Origin of the sequence: Mycobacterium sp. 852002-51057_SCH5723018, assembly GCF_001667035.1 — a bacterium.
In the GTDB taxonomy this organism is placed as follows: Bacteria; Actinomycetota; Actinomycetes; order Mycobacteriales; family Mycobacteriaceae; genus Mycobacterium.
This window is the reverse complement of sequence record NZ_LZIR01000070.1, coordinates 74,796-91,654: the sequence shown is the minus strand read 5'-3', so window position 1 is coordinate 91,654 and position 16,859 is coordinate 74,796. Positions and strand designations below refer to the sequence as shown.

Sequence of the window (16,859 nt, the reverse complement as noted above, 5' to 3'; positions counted from 1 at the left end):
CCCAGGGCACTTGGCTGTCGAGCGCCCTACTCGGCCCAGGCCGAGTGCAGGATGGCGTTCACCGCGGCGATCCGCGCCGACCGCACCACCGTGGTCAGCGGGCGCAGCGCATCGGTGGCGATCTGCGCTTGCGACGACGATTGGGTGATACCGACGGCGATGCGGTCCCCGGGGAGGTCGGACGATCGGCTCAGCCCCGCGCTGACCGCGATGATGGCGTCGACGTGGGCGGCGTTTTCCAGCACCCGCAACGCGCGCGACGGCGCGTGGTCCGGAATGCGGTGTTGCCGTGTGGATTCCAGCAGCTGCTCGACGAGCCCGCGCGGATCGTCGACGTCGGACGCGGCGCCCAGCCCGATCTCGCCGAGCGCATCGGCGGCCGACCGCACGGCCGACCGCAGCGTGTATTCGGCGTCGCCCAGCTCGTAGTGGTCGAACACGGGCGCCCCCGGCAGCGAGTACACCGTCCACGCCAGCGCGCACAACTCCGGCACGATGTCGTCGTCGGCTTCCTCCGAATCGCCATAGGAGAACTCGGGGACCAGCCCGACGGCGGTGCCGGGATGGTCGGGGTTGGTGACGATGACCGCCTCGCCCGCGGCGAGGGCATCGCGCCCGAACTGCGTGCCGGGCGCCAGGCCGCGGACATCGCCGGGCACCGGCACGACCACGTTGATCGTGCCCCGCAAACGCCCCGGAACGCCGGGCGACGGCGCCGATGCCCGGCCGACGGCCGCGCGCAGCGTCGGCAACAGCGTGACCGTCCCGGCGTCGTGCACGTCGGGCCACGGCAGTCCGGTGTGGCCCGCGGCGACGGCATCATACGCGGTGACGGATTGTTTTGGCGCCCAAAGGGATAACGCGTCCAAGACGTCATCGGGCGCGGCCTTGCCCGCGAGCCAGGCGTTGGCCCACAGGGACAGCGAAACACTGGGACACCACATGATCTCGGAGTGTAGTTGTTTGGTCCCGCAAAGGCCGATCACGCGTATTCTGACCGCATGCCCGCCGCGGTGATTTGGCTCATATTCGGGCTGGTCCTGGCCGGCGCCGAAGCGCTGACCGGCGACATGTCCTTGCTGATGCTCGCCGGCGGGGCGCTGGCCACCGCGGGCTGCAGCTGGCTATTGGAATGGCCGGTCTGGGCCGAGGCGTCGGTGTTCCTCGTCGTGTCCGTCTTGCTGCTGGTCCTGGTGCGGCCCGCGCTGCGGCGTCGGCTGACCCCGGCGAAGGGGCTGCCGACCGGCATCGAGGCGCTGCAGGGCAAGAGCGCGCTGGTGCTGGACCGGGTCGCTCGCGACGAGGGCCAGGTCAAGCTCGACGGCCAGGTGTGGACGGCGCGGCCCTTCAACGACGACGATGTGTACGAGCCGGGCGAGCGGGTGACGGTCATGCAGATCAGCGGCGCCACCGCGGTGGTATTCAAGGACTTTTAATCGCTGGCAGACAAATAGGAGGAACGTGATGCAAGGTGCAGTCGCGTTGTTAGTGGTAGCGCTCGTGCTGATCGTCTTCGCGATCATCGTGGTGGCCAAGTCCGTCGCGCTGATCCCGCAGGCCGAGGCGGCGGTGATCGAACGGCTGGGTCGTTACAGCCGCACGGTCAGCGGGCAGCTGACGCTGTTGGTGCCGTTCATCGACCGCGTCCGAGCCCGCGTGGACCTGCGCGAGCGGGTGGTGTCGTTCCCGCCGCAGCCGGTGATCACCGAGGACAACCTGACCCTCAACATCGACACCGTGGTCTACTTCCAGGTCACCGTCCCGCAGGCCGCCGTCTACGAGATCAGCAACTACATCGTCGGGGTCGAGCAGCTCACCACGACCACGCTGCGCAATGTGGTCGGCGGGATGACGCTGGAACAGACGCTGACCTCTCGCGACATGATCAACGGCCAGCTGCGTGGCGTCTTGGACGAGGCCACCGGCCGCTGGGGTCTGCGGGTCGCCCGGGTCGAGCTGCGCAGCATCGACCCGCCGCCGTCAATCCAGGCCTCGATGGAAAAGCAGATGAAGGCCGACCGCGAGAAGCGGGCGATGATCTTGACCGCCGAAGGGAACCGGCAGGCCGCGATCACCCAGGCCGAGGGCGCCAAGCAGGCGCAGATCCTGGCCGCCGAGGGCGCCAAGCAGGCCGCGATCTTGGCCGCCGAGGCCGAACGGCAGTCACGGATGCTGCGCGCCCAGGGTGAGCGCGCCGCGGCGTACCTGCGGGCGCAGGGGCAGGCCAAGGCCATCGAGAAGACGTTCGCCGCGATCAAGGCCGGCCGGCCCACCCCGGAGATGCTGGCCTACCAGTACCTGCAGACGCTGCCGGAGATGGCCCGCGGCGACGCCAACAAGGTGTGGGTGGTGCCCAGCGACTTCAGTGCGGCGTTGCAGGGATTCACCAAGCTGCTGGGCGCGCCGGGCGAGGACGGGGTGTTCAGGTTCCAGCCTTCGCCGGTCGAGGACGTTGCCAGGCACGCCGCCGAAGATGACGAAGAAGTCAAAGACTGGTTCTCCACCGAAACCGACCCGGCGATTGCCCAGGCGGTGGCCAAGGCCGAGGCGATAGCCCACCAGCCGGTGGATGGTCACCCGGGGGCGCCGCCGGAGTTGACCCAATAGGGCTGCTGATCTATGAGTGCGCTCACCTCGCCGAAAACCTATGCGGCGCTGGCCGCTTTCCATGCCGTCGACGCCGTCGCGTGCGGCGTCCAAATAGCCCCCATCAAAAAGACTTTGGATGACGTGGGGCTTCCGGATAGCGTTCGGCCCGCGCTGCCGGTGGTCAAGGCGGCCGCCGCGGTCGGGTTGCTATCGGTCAACCGGTTTCCCGCGTTGGCGAGGCTGACGACGGCGATGCTGACGCTGTATTTCGCCCTGGCCGTGGGCGCGCACATCCGGGTGCGGGACAAGATCGTCAACGCCCTTCCGGCCGCGGCGTTCCTGGCCACCTTCGCCGCGATGACCGTGAAGGGACCGGACCGCAGCTAAACCGGCGAACCGCCGACGCAACGGATTCCGAGTTTGCTGAAAGGCGACTGTGAATCGTCGGTTTGCGCCTCGTTCCTGCCTCGATTCGTATTGCCTAGCCATTAGGCCAGTGCTAGCGTCAAGCCGTTAGGTAGTTCGGTGTCATCGATCGATGGGGGCGGCATCGCAGCCAGGCTCGCCGATTTGCCATACCGCCAAACACGTTGTGTCCCCTGGTTTTCTGCTTCGGATGCGGCGTGCGAGGTCCTCGGCACATCTCGGCCCTGCCGACCACGGGCTGTACTGCCGCGACACCGAGAGAGGGGGGCGAAAATGGCGTGCTCATCTCGGCCGGCGGTGCCCCAAATTCAATCCCGCGACGCGCGCTTGCAGATCTACTCGAGGTTGCTGAGCGCCCCCGCCACGGCGGTCGCAAAGCAGCGACATTTTGCTGAATACGTTCTGCAGTCGGGCGTCCTCGAGGCGAGATCCGCATCACGAAGGGAGCATCCATGAGCACCGCCGCCGAGCGCGCAGCGCAGCTTGATCTGGTTGCACGCTTGAAATCGGCGTATCCGGAACTTCCGGACGCTCCGACCCCTGACCTGATCGACCATGACCGCCTGACCGCGTACCTCAAGCCGGTGCACGACGTCGGCGGTGAGCCTGATGCGCCGATGACCTACGAGAACAAGCAGTACGAGCAGTGGGAAGAAGCGACCTACGTGATCTGCGAGGTGCTCGCCTGGCGGGGCATCTGGCTGTCGGAGGAACGGCGCAGAATCGGCAACGTCGACGTGGGGCGGGCGCAATACCTGGGGCTTCCGTACTACGGTCGCTGGCTGTTGGCCGTCGCTCGCGTCCTGGTGGAGAAGCACCACATCGGTCTCACCGAGCTGACCGAACGGATGGCCGAGGTGAAGGCACGCTACGCCGGCGGCCTCGATGGCAGAAAGCCGGAGGCGCAGCCGAACTTCGAAGGCGACGGCTCGCAGGTAAGGCGTAATCGCCACCACCAGCATGCCGTCGGCAAGGGCGACCCTCAGGTGTATGCCGGCCTGGCCGGTGAGCCCAAGTTCGCCGTCGGCCAAGCGGTGAGGGTTCGCGAGCTTCCTGTCGTCTTCTATACCCGCACCCCCGAATACACGCGCGGCGCAACGGGAGTGATCGCGACAATCGCCTATGAGAGCCCGGCCGCGGAGGACGAAACCTGGGACCGCTCCGACGCGAAACCGGAGTGGTTTTACGTCGTTCAGTTCAACCAGTCCGAGCTGTGGCACGGCTACACCGGGACGTCGACCGACACCTTGCAGACGGAGTTGCCCGAGCACTGGCTCGAGGCGGCCAGCTAGCCGAGGAAGGCACGGACATGACCCACGACCACGACCACGACCGAACGGTCAAGCCGATGGTGGACGAGATCACCGATTTCGAGGTGCTCGAGATCGCGCTGCGCGAATTGTGCATCGAGAAGGGAATCTTCACCGCCGAAGAGCATCGCCACTTCACCGAATTCGCCGAGCAGATCGGCCCCACACCCGCCGCGCGCCTGGTCGCGCGGGCCTGGCTAGACCCCGACTTCAAGCAACTCGCCCTCACCGAACCGATGACCGCGAGCAAGCAGGTCGGCGTCGACTGGCTCGAGCCCACCGGATTCGGGACGCCGAGCGACTTCACGGCCTTCGAGATCCTCGCGGACACACCGAAATTGCACCATGTGATCGTCTGCGCACTGTGCTCGTGCTACCCACGGCCCATCCTCGGCAATTCGCCAGAGTGGTACCGCACCCCCAACTATCGGCGGCGAATGGTGCGTTGGCCCCGCCAGGTGCTCGCCGAGTTCGGACTGTATCTGCCCGACGACGTTGAGGTCCGGGTGCAGGACTCGAACCAAAAGCACCGCTTCATGGTGATGCCGATGCGGCCGGAGGGTACCGAGGGCTGGACTGAGGATCAGTTGACCGAGATCGTGACCCGCGACTGCCTGATCGGCGTGGCGCTGCCCAAGGCCGGTGTTACCACCAACGTGATCACCCACACCCGCCCGGCCGTTCATGGGATCGGTGACTGAGGCCGCAATGGGTACGGCATTCAACCCCAACCAAGATGGGCCGATCGAGACGCTGGCGCGCATCGTCGAACGTAATCAAGTCTGGCCGCGCATGGCCGCAAAGTACGGTGTCGAAAATCCGGTACCGCCGTGGAAGACCAGCCTCGACGGCATGTGTGATGCCTTGGACCACAGCGACTGCCGCGACGTCAAGGTGCCAGACTTCAAGGAGCGTCGCGACGAGGAGGACGAACTGTCTGCCAGCGTCTACGCCGGTCTGCCGTACCCCGAGAATCAGCTCGTGTCGTTGGCGCACTCACTTGTCGTCCGCGGCGTCCTCGGTGAGGCTGAGCTGCAGCGGCGACTGGCGATCATCCGCGCTCGGCTCGAAGCCTAGGTCGGCTGCCCGCGCAGACGCGACGCCAGTCGGCGACGCGGGCCGAATGTTGTGCCGGTGCCCCTGCCGATAGAGCTCGAAAGGAGATAAATAACGAAGGCAGGCAAGAGGGTCGCTATCAAAACCGTTCCACCGACTCTTACGATAAGCCCGAAATTGGAGCTAAGCGATATGGTTTCAATCGCGGCCAATGCGGTAGCGAAAACGGTACTGACCACCGCGTACCCGACCACAAACGAGGTGCCACGCGATAAGCGGGCAAGGCTTTCATCCTTGGAACCATCGACCACACCCGCTCTGCGAACACGCTTTACGGTATTAATGCCCAGAATGGCTCCGAGCAGCGGGCCGACCGTCATTATCGATGGACCGACAGCCGCCGGCGCATCCGGCAAGACGACACGCAAATAGCTCATTATCGCGATGCACAAACGGAAGATGGCAACGAACACCATCGCGCCCACCATGAGGCCCCCAAGGCCCATCAAGTAGATGCGTTGCTGAGGGGAGAACGCCTCCCGCAGGGCCAGCAACCAGCACAAACCGCAAACCAACGCCACGCTGCCGACCGCGAGCATCCCCCCGGCGGTTACTGCTTGGCCCCAGCCGAGCCGGCAGAGTGCACCAGTCATCTGCTTTGGCAAACCGCTGAGCTGCGCAAAGAGGTAGCTGTCTAATCCCAGCGTGAGAAAACCGGCGGAGAATAAACCAATCGTTTCGGTGTCGTGCGCTTTGCCGCTAGCCAGCAGTATGGACAGTGCGGCAAACTGAAACCCCGCAAGTAACCCGGCAAGCGACGCGTACGTCGATGCCGAATTGACGAAGCTCCACAAGCTAGTGCAATCCATTATCCCCCCCGACTCGCACGAACTCCCGCGGCGAATTTAGCATGCACCGGGGGAGGATTTGCGGCTCGAAACGCCATTCCAGCGGGGCGCGAACACCTTTGACACAGCGGCTCGCGGGGGGCGGTTAGATCCGGACGGCTAGGCGGGCGGCCGGCCCTGATCCAGCCGGAACTCGACCATCGGCAGCGGGGTGCCGGTATCGGTGATCGGCGCGCCGAGCGTCTCCTCCAGCACCGGGCGCATCCGCTCCCACGCCCGGGGATGACGGGCGCGGTAGGCGGCCAGCGTTCGGTCCGTCTCGTCTTGGTCGAGGACGCGCGCGGTGGCGGGCCTCGGCGGGTGGCTGCCGGCGTAGACGCGGACGCGCGGGTTGGCCTGAATGTTGCGGAACCACTGGGCTTTTCGGCCGAAGCCCGAGGCGACGACGTAGGCGTCGGGGGTACGGTGACCAACGACCTCCAGCACGGCATAGCGCGGCGCGCCGGACTTGCGGCCGATGTGTTCGACCATCACGATTCGCGAGCCGAACAGCGCGCCCGCCCGAGCCTTGTAGATCCACACCGGCGCGCGCATGAGCGGACGCGACCGCAGTAGCCGTCCACCGGCCCTGGCAAATAGGGACGGGGAGTGCGGTTCGGTCATGTTTCCATCCTCCCAGCCCGGGGAGTCGCAACGGCCGCATAGGCGGCCGCACTTTCGGGTATGCCACTCTCTCGATGCGCAGCAAAGCGGGTTAGCGTCACGGCGGGAACGTTTGACGCGGGAAGGGATCACCGTGGTCGATGCCGGCGCGGCCCGTCGATCGATCGAGGGCACGGCGATCGGCAACTTCATGGAGGCGTACGACTTCACCCTCTTCAGCCTGGTCGCCACGATCCTCGCGCAGAAGTTCTACCCGGGGGAGAATTCCGGCACGGGAAGCCTCATCGCCACCTTCGGCACGATGACGGCGGGGTTTGTCGTGCGACCGCTCGGGGGGTTCATCTTCGGCCCCCTGGGCGACCGCATCGGGCGCAAGCCCGTGCTGGTGGTGACGATCTCGCTGATGGCGGTGTGCGCCGCCGCGACCGGTGTGCTGCCCGTCTACCACACCATCGGGGTCTGGGCACCGATCCTGCTCACGGTCATCCGCGTCTGCCAGGGCCTTTCCTCCGGCGGCGAATACGCGGGCGCGATGACCTTCATCGCCGAACACGCCCCGGACCAGAAGCGGGGCATGATGGCCGGATTCCTGCCGGTGGGCACTCTCGCGGGCTTCGTGGTGGGCGCCACGCTGGTGACGGGGCTGCAGACGGCGCTGCCGAGCGCCGACATGCTGGCCTGGGGCTGGCGCGTCCCGTTTCTGCTGGCCGCTCCGCTCGGCCTGATCGCCATTTACCTGCGGTCGCGGATCGACGAATCGCCCGAGTACGAGGAGGTGCACGCGCGCCAGCAGCCGCTCTCCGGTCGGAAGCAATTCGTGCAGACGGTCGTGCGCCAGTGGAAGCCGCTGTTGATCTGCCTGGGTGTGGAACTTGCGGTCACCGACACCAGCTACATGGTCAGCGGGTACGTGCCGACCTACCTGAAGAAGACCGCGGGCGTGGGGGACACCGCGGCGCTGGTGATGGTCCTGGCGGTGCTGGCCGTCCTGACGGTCGGGGTGCTCCTCGTCGCGATGCTGTCGGACCGCATCGGCGTCAAACCGCTGATGTGGACGGGCTGCGGGCTGCTCATCGCGGTCTCGCTACCGGCGTTTGCGTTGATGCGGTTCGGCGGGGGGTATCCGACGAAGTTCGGTGGTGTGCTGCTCGTCGGGCTGCCCATGCTGTTCTTGAGCAGCCTCGAGCCGGTGATCCTGCCCGCGCTGTTTCCTACCAACGTGCGCTACGGCGCGGTGTCGATCGGATTCAACATCGCGGTGTCGGCCTTCGGCGGCACCACGCCGCTGATCGCCGAGACGCTGGTCGCCGGCACCGGCAACCCGATGGTGCCGGCGTACATGCTCATGTTCGCCGGGGCGGTCGGCGCCGTCACTCTGTTCTTCGCCCCGGAAGTGGCCGGCAGGCCGCTGCTGGGTTCGCGACCGTCGGCCGATCGGATAGGCCGGGCAGATACCACGCCCGGCGCCGACCTGGGCGCGCTGCCCGGCACCGGCGGGGCGGTGTAGACGCAACCCGGCCGGTCACCGACGATCGGCGTCCTTGGCGGCGAGGATGGCGGCCGCATCGAGGCGCGCTCCCGTCGCGTCCACCCGGGCGCGGGCACGGGCGACGACGGCGCGGACGGTCGGCTTATCGGCTGTCTCCACGGGCAGGCCGCGCAGGTATTCCTGCAGCGACCGCCCGGACCGTGCGGCTCGTGCGAACTTGAAGCGAACCTGAAGAAAGCCGCTTCCCAGGTCGTTTCGCCGGCAGGGAGCGCTAACAATGAGGCATGGCTGATTCCCGGCGCGGCACGCCGCGGGTGCTGGTGGTCGAGGATTCCGAGACCATCCGGGAAATGGTCAGCGAGGCGCTGGCCGACGCCGGATACCACGCGGACGCGTGCCGCGACGGCGACGGGTTGGAACGGGCGCTCGATGGCCTGCGACCGGACCTGGTGGTGCTCGACGTGATGCTGCCGGGCCGCGACGGATTCGAGCTCATCGGCGTGATCCGCGACTGGGGCGACGCGGGCATCGTGCTGATCACCGCCCGCGACGGCCTCACCGACCGGGTGCGCGGCCTCGACGGCGGGGCCGACGACTACGTCGTCAAACCGTTCGAGCTGGCCGAGCTCGTGTCCCGGGTGGGTGCGGTGTTGCGCCGGCGCGGACGGCTGCCACAGGCCCTTCAGGTCGGCGACCTGATGCTCGACGTCGACGCGGGCGTCGCCGTCCGCGCCGGACACGCGCTGGACCTGACCGCCACCGAGCTGCGGCTGCTGCACTTCCTCGTCGAGCAGCGCAGCCGGATCGTGAGCGCCAACCAGATCCTGAGCGCGGTCTGGGGCTACGACGCCTACGACCCCAACCTGGTGCAGGTGCACGTCAGCGGGCTGCGGCGCAAGCTCGAGGCGCACGGGCCGCGCATCGTGCACACCGTGCGGGGCATCGGCTATCGACTGCAACCGCACCGATCATGAGCACCCCCGGGGCGACCGACCCGGCGACACCGACGCCGTCGCTGCGGCTGCGGGTGACGGTCGTGGTGATCGGATTGCTCGCGGTGTTGCTGCTGGTGGTGGGGACGGTCATTGACATGACCCTGCGCGCGCAGGCCCGCCGGGACCTCAACGACCGGCTGCTCGCGGCCACGTCCCGCGCGGACGCGCTCGCGGCGGCGCACACCCCGCCGAACCAAATCGCCGCCCAACTCAACGGCGGCGCGGTGCGGGCGCTCGTCGTCACGGCCGACGGCGCCGGCTACGGTGACGCCGCGATCAATCCCGACACCGCAATCGGCACGTTCGTTCCGCCAGGTTGGCCACCACCGCCGGCTTTGCCGCCGGGCTATCCGCCCATGCCGCCCGGCTACCCGGCCTTCCCGCCGGGCGTTCCTCTTCCGCCACCGGGCTTTCCGCCGCCAGCACCGGGTGAACCACCGGCGCCGCCGGACGCGACGGCCACCGAGCTGGTGCATCCGCTGCCCGACGGCGCCCGGCTGATCCTGGTGGCCGATACCACCCAGACCACGCAGGTGACCCGTCAGCTGCGTCAGCTGATGATCGGGGCGGGCGTGGTGACGCTGTTGGTGGCGGCGCTGCTGTTGGTCGCGGTGAGCCGGGCCGCGCTGCGGCCGTTGGACCGGCTCACCGCGCTGGCCACCGACATCGCGACCGGTGACCGCGGCCGGCGGTTGCGGCCCAAGCGCACCGATACCGAACTTGGGCGGGCGGCCAGCGCCTTCGACGGAATGCTCGAGGCGCTGGAAGCCTCCGAGCGGCGGGCCCAGGACGCGGCCGCGGCCGCCCCGCGCGCCGAGGCGGCCACCCGGCGATTCCTCGTCGACGCCGCGCACGAGCTGCGCACGCCGATCGCCGGCATCCAGGTCGCCGCCGAACAACTGGCTACCAGCGCGGCGCAGCAGCGCGACGACGAGGCGCGCGCCCAGCACCGCCGGGCCAGCCTGCTGCTGTCGGACGCGCGCCGCGCCGGACGCCTGGTCGCCGACATGCTGGATCTGAGCCGCATCGACGCCGGACTGCCGCTGGACCTGCAGGACGTCGATCTGGCCGCCGTGGTCGATGCCGAAGCCGACCGGACGGCCCTGCTGGCACCCCGGCTCACGGTCTCGCGGACCGGCCTGGCCAAGCTCCACGTCAGCGCGGACCCGACCCGGCTGACGCAGATTTTGTCCAACCTGCTCGACAACGCCCGCAGGTACACCACGGCGGGCGGCGCCATCACCATCGACCTCCGCACCGGCGACCACACCGCCGAGGTGACCGTTACCGACACCGGCCCCGGCGTTCCCGACGACGAGCGCGACCGCATCTTCGAGCGGCTGGTGCGCCTCGACGCCGGGCGCGACCGGGACCACGGTGGCGCCGGACTGGGGCTACCGATCGCACGGGCGCTGGCGCGCGCCCACGGCGGGACGCTGGCCTGCCTTCCGCACGAGGGCGGGGCCCAATTCCGGCTCAGCCTCCCCTTCGAGGGCCGGCTCTAGAACCCCGGCGGCGGCGGCGGTCCGGGGTGTGGCGGCCCAAACGGTCCGCCGGGTCCACCCGGTCCGGGCGGGGGCGGGCCGAACGGTCCGCCAGGCCCGCCGGGTCCGGGCGGCGGCGGTCCGGGTTGTCCCGGCGCCGGCGGGGGCGGGGGCGGCTCCGCGCTTGCCGCCGTGGCGCCAAAGCCGGTCGCGGCCACGCCGAGGGCGCCCGCGAGCAGGGAACCGGCGATGAGTTGCTTGATCTTCATGGACCATTTCTCCTGTTCGTTGTTCATCGGGTTGGCGGCGTCGGCGTTGCGGGGACCGAAGGTGATGCTCCCGGCGCCCCCGGAGGGGAGGGGATCTCAGGTGGCACCGGCCGGCCCGGCTGCGGTGGGAAGCCGAACGCTCCGGGCGGTGGTGGTGGCGGAGCCCAGCCGAATGGCGGTGGGGGCGGAGGGCCCCAGGCGCCCGGGGGCGGCGGCGCAGGCGGCCCCCAGCCCGGCGGCGGGGACAGCGGTCCGCACAGGCCGAAAAAGGTGGCGGCGGAGAAGGCTCCGACGGCCAGGCCGGATAGGCCGGCGGCGACCGCGACGCCGACGGGGTGTCGGTGCACGAGCGATCGTGGTGTCGCCGTCGTCGGGCCATGGGGGGTGGCCGCATAAAAGGCTGGAGCCGCGGGCTCGGCGCCTACCGAAGGTTCGCCTTGCCCGAATGTGCTGTGAGTCGATTCTTCGCCGGTCACTGAGCCTCCTAGTCGATGTGGCGATGCCGGCGACGGTAGGAAGCCGAGCTGAAGTCAACCTGAAGACGGCAGGCCAGGGCTCATATCTTCAGGTTCGCTTCAGACCGCGAGGATGGACGGCGGTCAGCCGACGACGGCCGGCTCGGGGGAAGGCTCGTCGCCGGGTGAGGCGCATTGCGTGTTGCGCCGATGGTGGTGCCGGTAGTGGCGGACCTCGATGATCAGCCCCGTCACACCCAACGCGGCCGTGCACAGCAGCGCCAGGAAGAGGCGGGGGCTGGGATGGCCGGCGATCGCGTCGCCGAGGACCACGACGGCGGCGGTGCCCGGCAGCAAACCGGCCACCGTGGCCAGCGTGTACGGCAGCGGCCGCGTGGCCGACGCGCCGGCGGCGTAGTTGATCGCCGAAAACGGCACCACGGGGATCAGGCGCAGCGACAAGACGGCCGCCCAGCCCCGTTTGCGCAGGCGCTCGTTCACCGTCACGATCGATCGGTGGCGCACCAGACGGGTCAGCTGCCACCCCGCCGCGCGCACCAGCAGCATCGCCAGCACCGCGCTCGCGGTGCTGGCGACCACCGCGATGAGCACGCCCAGCAGGGGGCCGAACAACAGCCCGGCCGCAAGGGTGAAGGCCGTGCGGGGGAGCGGTAAGACCGTCGCCACGATGTGCGCGCCGAGAAACGCCAGCGGGAACCACGGGCCCACCGATTCCGCCCAATCCCGCATCTGCACCGGGCTGGGCGAGGGAAGCCAGGTCGCGGCCGCGATCAGGAGTGTGATACCGACCACGGTGGCCAAGGTGCGTGGGCCGGCCAGCTGCCGCGCCGCCGCGCGCAGCCCGCGGCCGATGTCGCGTTGCCTCTCGGTGATTTTGCTGGTGGCGGGATCCGTCACGCCTGTCAAGGTTACGGGCCCGACATGGATAGCTCGTTTCCCGAGGCTGGCGTTTCGGCACGGAGCTGTCCGGACGGCCGCATCTTGCGGTTTTTTCCGGCGAGGCCTCATCAATTAGCCTCATTAGCAAGTGGCAATCCCCGGAGCAGCCCGATCAGCTGGGAAAAAGGGAGCAATCGGTGTCCATTGATGTACCCGAGCTCGCCGACCTAGAACAGGTTCGCGAGCGTTGGCGCACTGCGGTCGCCGGTGTGCTGTCCAAGAGCACCCGCAAGGACCCCGGGGAGCTCGGGGACGAGCCCGAGCGGCTGCTGGAAACCCCCACCTACGACGGGATCGCGGTCCGGGCGCTGTACACCGCGCTCGACGAGCTGCCGGAGCCGCCGCTGCCGGGCGAGTGGCCCTACGTGCGTGGTGGCGACGCGCTGCGTGACGTCAACGCGGGATGGAAGGTCGCCGAGACGTTCCCGGGGCCCAGTGGCCCCGAAACAGGCGGTGACCACAACGCCGCGGTGCTGGCCGCCCTCGCCGAGGGGGTCAGCGCGTTGCTGATCCGGGTGGGTGAGTCTGGGGTGGCAGCCGGCGAGCTCGAGCGGCTGCTGTCGGGTGTCTACCTGGACCTGGTGCCGGTGGTCCTCGACGCGGGCGCCGCCTACGCCGAGGCTGTCGAGGCCCTGCTGGAGCTGGCCGACCGGGTCGCGGACAAACCGACGGTGTCGATCGACCTGGGCGCCGACCCGCTGACCGGCAAGCTGAGCGGCCGGGCGTCCCCCTCGATGGAGCAGGTGCTCGCGGCCGCGACGCGCGCGGCGGGCACACCCGGCGTGCGGGCCATCACCGTCGACGGCCCCGCCTTCCACAATCTCGGCGCCAACGCCACCTGGGAGCTGGCCGCCGGCGTCGCGGCCGCGGGGTCCTACCTGCGGGCGCTCACCGACGCCGGGCTCCCGGTCGGAAAGGCGTTGCGGCAAGTCAGCTTCCGGCTGGCAGCCGACGACGACCAGTTCCTGACGATCGCGAAGATGCGCGCCGCGCGCCGGCTGTGGGCGCGGGTCGCCGAGGTGGCCGGCGATCCCGACGGCGGCGCGGCCGTCGTGCACGCGGAGACGTCGCTGCCGATGATGACGCAGCGCGACCCGTGGGTGAACATGCTGCGCGGCACGCTGGCGGCGTTCGGCGCCGGTGTCGGCGGCGCCGACACCGTGCTGGTGCTGCCGTTCGACGTGGCGATCCCGGGCGGCTTCCCCGGCGTGGGGCGCGGGTTCGCGCGCCGCATCGCCCGCAACACCCAGCTGCTGCTCCTGGAGGAGTCGCACGTCGGTCAGGTGCTGGACCCGGCCGGGGGCTCGTGGTTCGTCGAGGACCTCACCGAACGGCTCGCCCGGCAGGCGTGGCAGCAGTTCCAGGCGATCGAGGCGCGGGGCGGCTTCGCCGACGCGCGCGACTTCGTCGCCGAGCAGATCGCCGACATCGCCACGCGACGCGCCGAGGACATCGCGCATCGACGCACCGCGATCACCGGCGTCAACGAATACCCGAACCTCGAGGAACCGCCTTTGAGGCAAGGGGAGCCGCAGGGTGATTCGTCATCGGCGGTGCGGCGCTACGCGGCGGAATTCGAAGCGCTGCGGGATCGCTCGGACGCGTTCCTGGCGCGCACCGGCTCCCGTCCGAAGGCGTTGCTGCTGCCGCTGGGCCCGTTGGCCGAGCACAACGTCCGCACGACGTTCGCGGCCAACCTGCTTGCGTCGGGCGGCATCGAGGCGGCCAACCCCGGGCCGGTCGACGCCGCCGGGGCCGCCGCCGCGGTATCGGAAGCGGGCTCGCCGCCGGTGGCGGTCATCTGCGGGACCGACAAGCGCTATCGCGACGAGGCGTCCGGTGTCGTGGAGTCGGCGCGAAGGGCCGGTGTGTCGAGGGTCTACCTGGCGGGGTCCGAGCAGGCGCTGGGGGACGCTCAGCACCGGCCGGACGAGTTTTTGACCGCGAAAATCGATGCGGTGCAAGCCTTATCGAACCTGCTCACCCGGTTGGGAGCGTAGCCGCTATGACTGTTGACAATGTCGCCGACCAAGCGGCTCCGGCGCCGACCGGCGCCATTGGCAGTTTCGAAGACGTGCCGCTGCACGGCGACCGCGAGGGATGCCCGCCCACAGAGGCCGCCGTCGAAGAACACATCGCCGCGGCCGCGTCGGCGCACGAATACGCACCCGAGCAGCTGCGGTGGTATACGCCGGAAGGCATTGACGTCAAACCGGTGTACATCGCCGCCGACCGTGCCGCCGCGGCGGCCGACGGTTATCCGCTGAACAGCTTCCCGGGCGAGCCGCCCTTCGTGCGGGGCCCCTACCCGTCGATGTATGTCAACCAGCCCTGGACGATTCGCCAGTACGCCGGGTTCTCGACGGCCGCGGATTCCAACGCGTTCTACCGCCGCAACCTGGCCGCCGGGCAGAAGGGTCTGTCGGTCGCGTTCGACCTGGCCACCCACCGCGGCTACGACTCCGACCATCCGCGCGTGCAGGGCGACGTCGGAATGGCAGGCGTGGCAATCGATTCCATCCTCGACATGCGGCAGCTGTTCGACGGCATCGACCTGTCGTCGGTGTCGGTGTCGATGACGATGAACGGCGCCGTGCTGCCGATCCTGGCGCTGTACGTGGTGGCCGCCGAGGAGCAGGGGGTGCCGCCGGAGAAGCTGGCGGGCACCATCCAGAACGACATCCTCAAAGAGTTCATGGTGCGCAACACCTACATCTATCCGCCCAAGCCGTCGATGCGCATCATCTCCGACATCTTCGCCTACACCAGCGCCAAGATGCCCAAGTTCAATTCCATCTCGATCTCCGGCTACCACATCCAAGAGGCCGGCGCCACAGCGGATTTGGAGCTGGCCTACACGCTGGCCGACGGCGTCGACTACATCAAGGCGGGCCTGGACGCCGGGCTCGACATCGACAAGTTCGCGCCCCGGCTGTCGTTCTTCTGGGGCATCGGGATGAACTTCTTCATGGAGGTCGCCAAGCTGCGGGCCGGCCGGCTGATATGGAGTGAACTAGTCGCCGGATTCGGCGCCAAGAACCCCAAATCCCTATCGCTGCGCACACATTCGCAGACCTCGGGCTGGTCGCTGACCGCCCAGGACGCCTTCAACAACGTCGCGCGCACCTGCATCGAGGCGATGGCCGCCACCCAGGGCCACACCCAGTCGCTGCACACCAACGCGCTGGATGAGGCGCTGGCGCTGCCCACCGACTTCTCGGCCCGCATCGCGCGCAACACGCAGCTCCTCCTGGCCCAGGAGTCGGGCACCACCCGGCCGATCGACCCATGGGGCGGCTCGTATTACGTGGAGTGGCTGACCCACCGGCTGGCGCAGCAGGCCCGCGCGCACATGGCCGAGATCGCCGAGCACGGCGGCATGGCGCAGGCCATCGACGACGGCATCCCCAAGCTGCGCATCGAGGAGGCCGCGGCGCGCACCCAGGCCCGTATCGACTCCGGCCAGCAGCCCGTGATCGGGGTCAACAAGTACCAGGCCGACGAGGACCAGGAGATCGAGGTCCTCAAGGTCGAAAACAGCCGCGTGCGTGCCGAGCAGCTGGCCAAATTGCAAGAGCTGCGCGCGAATCGGGACCAGTCGGCCGTCGACGCCGCCCTGGCCGAGCTGTCCCGCGCGGCCGCCGCCCGCGGGCGCGTCGGGGAAGACGGGCTCGGCAACAACCTGCTGGCGCTGGCCATCGACGCGGCGCGGGCCAAGGCCACCGTGGGCGAGATCTCCGACGCGCTGGAGAAGGTGTATGGCCGTCACCAGGCGGAGATCCGTACCATCGCCGGGGTCTATCGCCACGAAGCCGGAAGGGCCACCAACATCGCCAGCGCCACCGAATTGGTCGAGAAGTTCGCCGAGGCCGACGGCCGCCGGCCGCGAATCCTGGTGGCCAAGATGGGGCAGGACGGCCACGACCGCGGGCAGAAGGTGATCGCGACGGCGTTCGCCGACATCGGGTTCGACGTCGACGTCGGTTCGCTCTTCTCCACCCCCGAGGAGGTGGCCCGCCAGGCCGCCGACAACGACGTGCACGTCATCGGGGTGTCGTCGCTGGCCGCCGGCCACCTGACGCTGGTGCCGGCGCTGCGCGACGCGCTGGCCGAGGTCGGGCGGCCCGACATCATGATCGTGGTCGGTGGCGTCATCCCGCCCGGCGACTTCGACGCGCTGTACGCCGCCGGGGCCGCCTCCATCTTCCCGCCCGGCACGGTTATCGCCGACGCCGCAATCGGCTTGCTGCACAAGCTCGCCGAGCGGCTGGGGTACGACCTGGGCCAGTGACCGGACCCTTCCCGGCGCCTTCCA

General features: G+C 69.1%; 17 protein-coding genes. 11 read left to right on the top strand and 6 right to left on the bottom strand.

Annotated elements, in window-relative coordinates; genetic code table 11:
* Positions 1–26 precede the first annotated feature (26 nt).
* Positions 27–944 (bottom strand): hypothetical protein, encoded by a 918-nt coding sequence (locus A5764_RS13515; RefSeq protein ID WP_067114008.1) that lies wholly within the window; start codon positions 942–944, stop codon positions 27–29.
* A 57-nt stretch (positions 945–1,001) separates the two neighbouring features.
* Between A5764_RS13515 and A5764_RS13510 the strand changes: the two genes are divergently transcribed.
* The 6 genes from A5764_RS13510 (at position 1,002) to A5764_RS13485 (ending at position 5,402) form a co-directional block, all read left to right on the top strand.
* The gene (locus A5764_RS13510) at positions 1,002–1,436 is read left to right on the top strand and encodes an NfeD family protein (protein ID WP_067114007.1); all 435 of its coding nucleotides are present in this window, start codon (positions 1,002–1,004) and stop codon (positions 1,434–1,436) included.
* Between the two features lie 28 nt (positions 1,437–1,464).
* Positions 1,465–2,607, top strand: coding sequence for an SPFH domain-containing protein (locus A5764_RS13505; protein WP_067114006.1), 1,143 nt, complete (start codon positions 1,465–1,467; stop codon positions 2,605–2,607).
* A gap of 12 nt (positions 2,608–2,619) precedes the next feature.
* Complete coding sequence (locus A5764_RS13500) at positions 2,620–2,976, top strand: DoxX family protein (RefSeq protein ID WP_067114005.1); 357 nt, start codon at positions 2,620–2,622, stop codon at positions 2,974–2,976.
* A gap of 491 nt (positions 2,977–3,467) precedes the next feature.
* Positions 3,468–4,307, top strand: a complete 840-nt coding sequence (locus A5764_RS13495) for an SH3-like domain-containing protein (protein ID WP_067114004.1) — start codon at positions 3,468–3,470, stop codon at positions 4,305–4,307.
* A gap of 17 nt (positions 4,308–4,324) precedes the next feature.
* The gene (gene scnC / locus A5764_RS13490) at positions 4,325–5,026 is read left to right on the top strand and encodes a thiocyanate hydrolase subunit gamma (protein ID WP_067114003.1); all 702 of its coding nucleotides are present in this window, start codon (positions 4,325–4,327) and stop codon (positions 5,024–5,026) included.
* A 7-nt stretch (positions 5,027–5,033) separates the two neighbouring features.
* Positions 5,034–5,402, top strand: a complete 369-nt coding sequence (locus A5764_RS13485) for a thiocyanate hydrolase (RefSeq protein ID WP_067114002.1) — start codon at positions 5,034–5,036, stop codon at positions 5,400–5,402.
* Here A5764_RS13485 and A5764_RS13480 read toward each other — a convergent pair.
* Both A5764_RS13480 and A5764_RS13475 read right to left on the bottom strand, forming a co-directional pair.
* Complete coding sequence (locus tag A5764_RS13480) at positions 5,399–6,235, bottom strand: hypothetical protein (RefSeq protein ID WP_156664663.1); 837 nt, start codon at positions 6,233–6,235, stop codon at positions 5,399–5,401. The two genes, A5764_RS13485 and A5764_RS13480, sit on opposite strands and share 4 nt — an antisense overlap.
* 153 nt (positions 6,236–6,388) lie before the next feature.
* A complete protein-coding gene (locus A5764_RS13475; RefSeq protein ID WP_156664681.1) occupies positions 6,389–6,823 on the bottom strand; it encodes a nitroreductase family deazaflavin-dependent oxidoreductase in 435 nt (144 codons plus the stop codon).
* Between the two features lie 181 nt (positions 6,824–7,004).
* Here A5764_RS13475 and A5764_RS13470 point away from each other — a divergent pair, with 181 nt between their 5' ends.
* Complete coding sequence (locus tag A5764_RS13470) at positions 7,005–8,399, top strand: MFS transporter (protein WP_255361083.1); 1,395 nt, start codon at positions 7,005–7,007, stop codon at positions 8,397–8,399.
* 15 nt (positions 8,400–8,414) lie between these two features.
* Here the strand turns inward: A5764_RS13470 and A5764_RS29690 are convergent, their stop codons facing one another.
* Complete coding sequence (locus tag A5764_RS29690) at positions 8,415–8,540, bottom strand: hypothetical protein (RefSeq protein ID WP_255361082.1); 126 nt, start codon at positions 8,538–8,540, stop codon at positions 8,415–8,417.
* A gap of 125 nt (positions 8,541–8,665) precedes the next feature.
* Between A5764_RS29690 and A5764_RS13460 the strand changes: the two genes are divergently transcribed.
* Both A5764_RS13460 and A5764_RS13455 read left to right on the top strand, forming a co-directional pair.
* On the top strand, positions 8,666–9,355 hold the full coding sequence (locus A5764_RS13460) for a response regulator transcription factor (RefSeq protein ID WP_067113998.1): 690 nt from the start codon (positions 8,666–8,668) through the stop codon (positions 9,353–9,355).
* Positions 9,352–10,881, top strand: coding sequence for a HAMP domain-containing sensor histidine kinase (locus A5764_RS13455; protein ID WP_067113997.1), 1,530 nt, complete (start codon positions 9,352–9,354; stop codon positions 10,879–10,881). The genes A5764_RS13460 and A5764_RS13455 overlap by 4 nt, the downstream gene beginning before the upstream one ends.
* On the opposite strand, the gene A5764_RS13450 is transcribed toward A5764_RS13455, so the two are convergent.
* Positions 10,878–11,129, bottom strand: coding sequence for a hypothetical protein (locus A5764_RS13450; RefSeq protein ID WP_067114222.1), 252 nt, complete (start codon positions 11,127–11,129; stop codon positions 10,878–10,880). The genes A5764_RS13455 and A5764_RS13450 overlap by 4 nt on opposite strands.
* 599 nt (positions 11,130–11,728) lie before the next feature.
* A complete protein-coding gene (locus tag A5764_RS13445; RefSeq protein WP_067113996.1) occupies positions 11,729–12,502 on the bottom strand; it encodes a TVP38/TMEM64 family protein in 774 nt (257 codons plus the stop codon).
* A 179-nt stretch (positions 12,503–12,681) separates the two neighbouring features.
* Here A5764_RS13445 and mutA point away from each other — a divergent pair, with 179 nt between their 5' ends.
* Together mutA and scpA are read left to right on the top strand one after the other, a co-directional pair.
* Positions 12,682–14,544 carry a methylmalonyl-CoA mutase small subunit gene (mutA, locus tag A5764_RS13440; RefSeq protein ID WP_067113995.1) on the top strand — a complete coding sequence of 621 codons (1,863 nt, stop codon included), beginning with the start codon at positions 12,682–12,684 and terminating at the stop codon, positions 14,542–14,544.
* 5 nt (positions 14,545–14,549) lie between these two features.
* Complete coding sequence (gene scpA / locus A5764_RS13435) at positions 14,550–16,835, top strand: methylmalonyl-CoA mutase (protein ID WP_067113994.1); 2,286 nt, start codon at positions 14,550–14,552, stop codon at positions 16,833–16,835.
* The last annotated feature ends 24 nt before the right edge of the window (positions 16,836–16,859 follow it).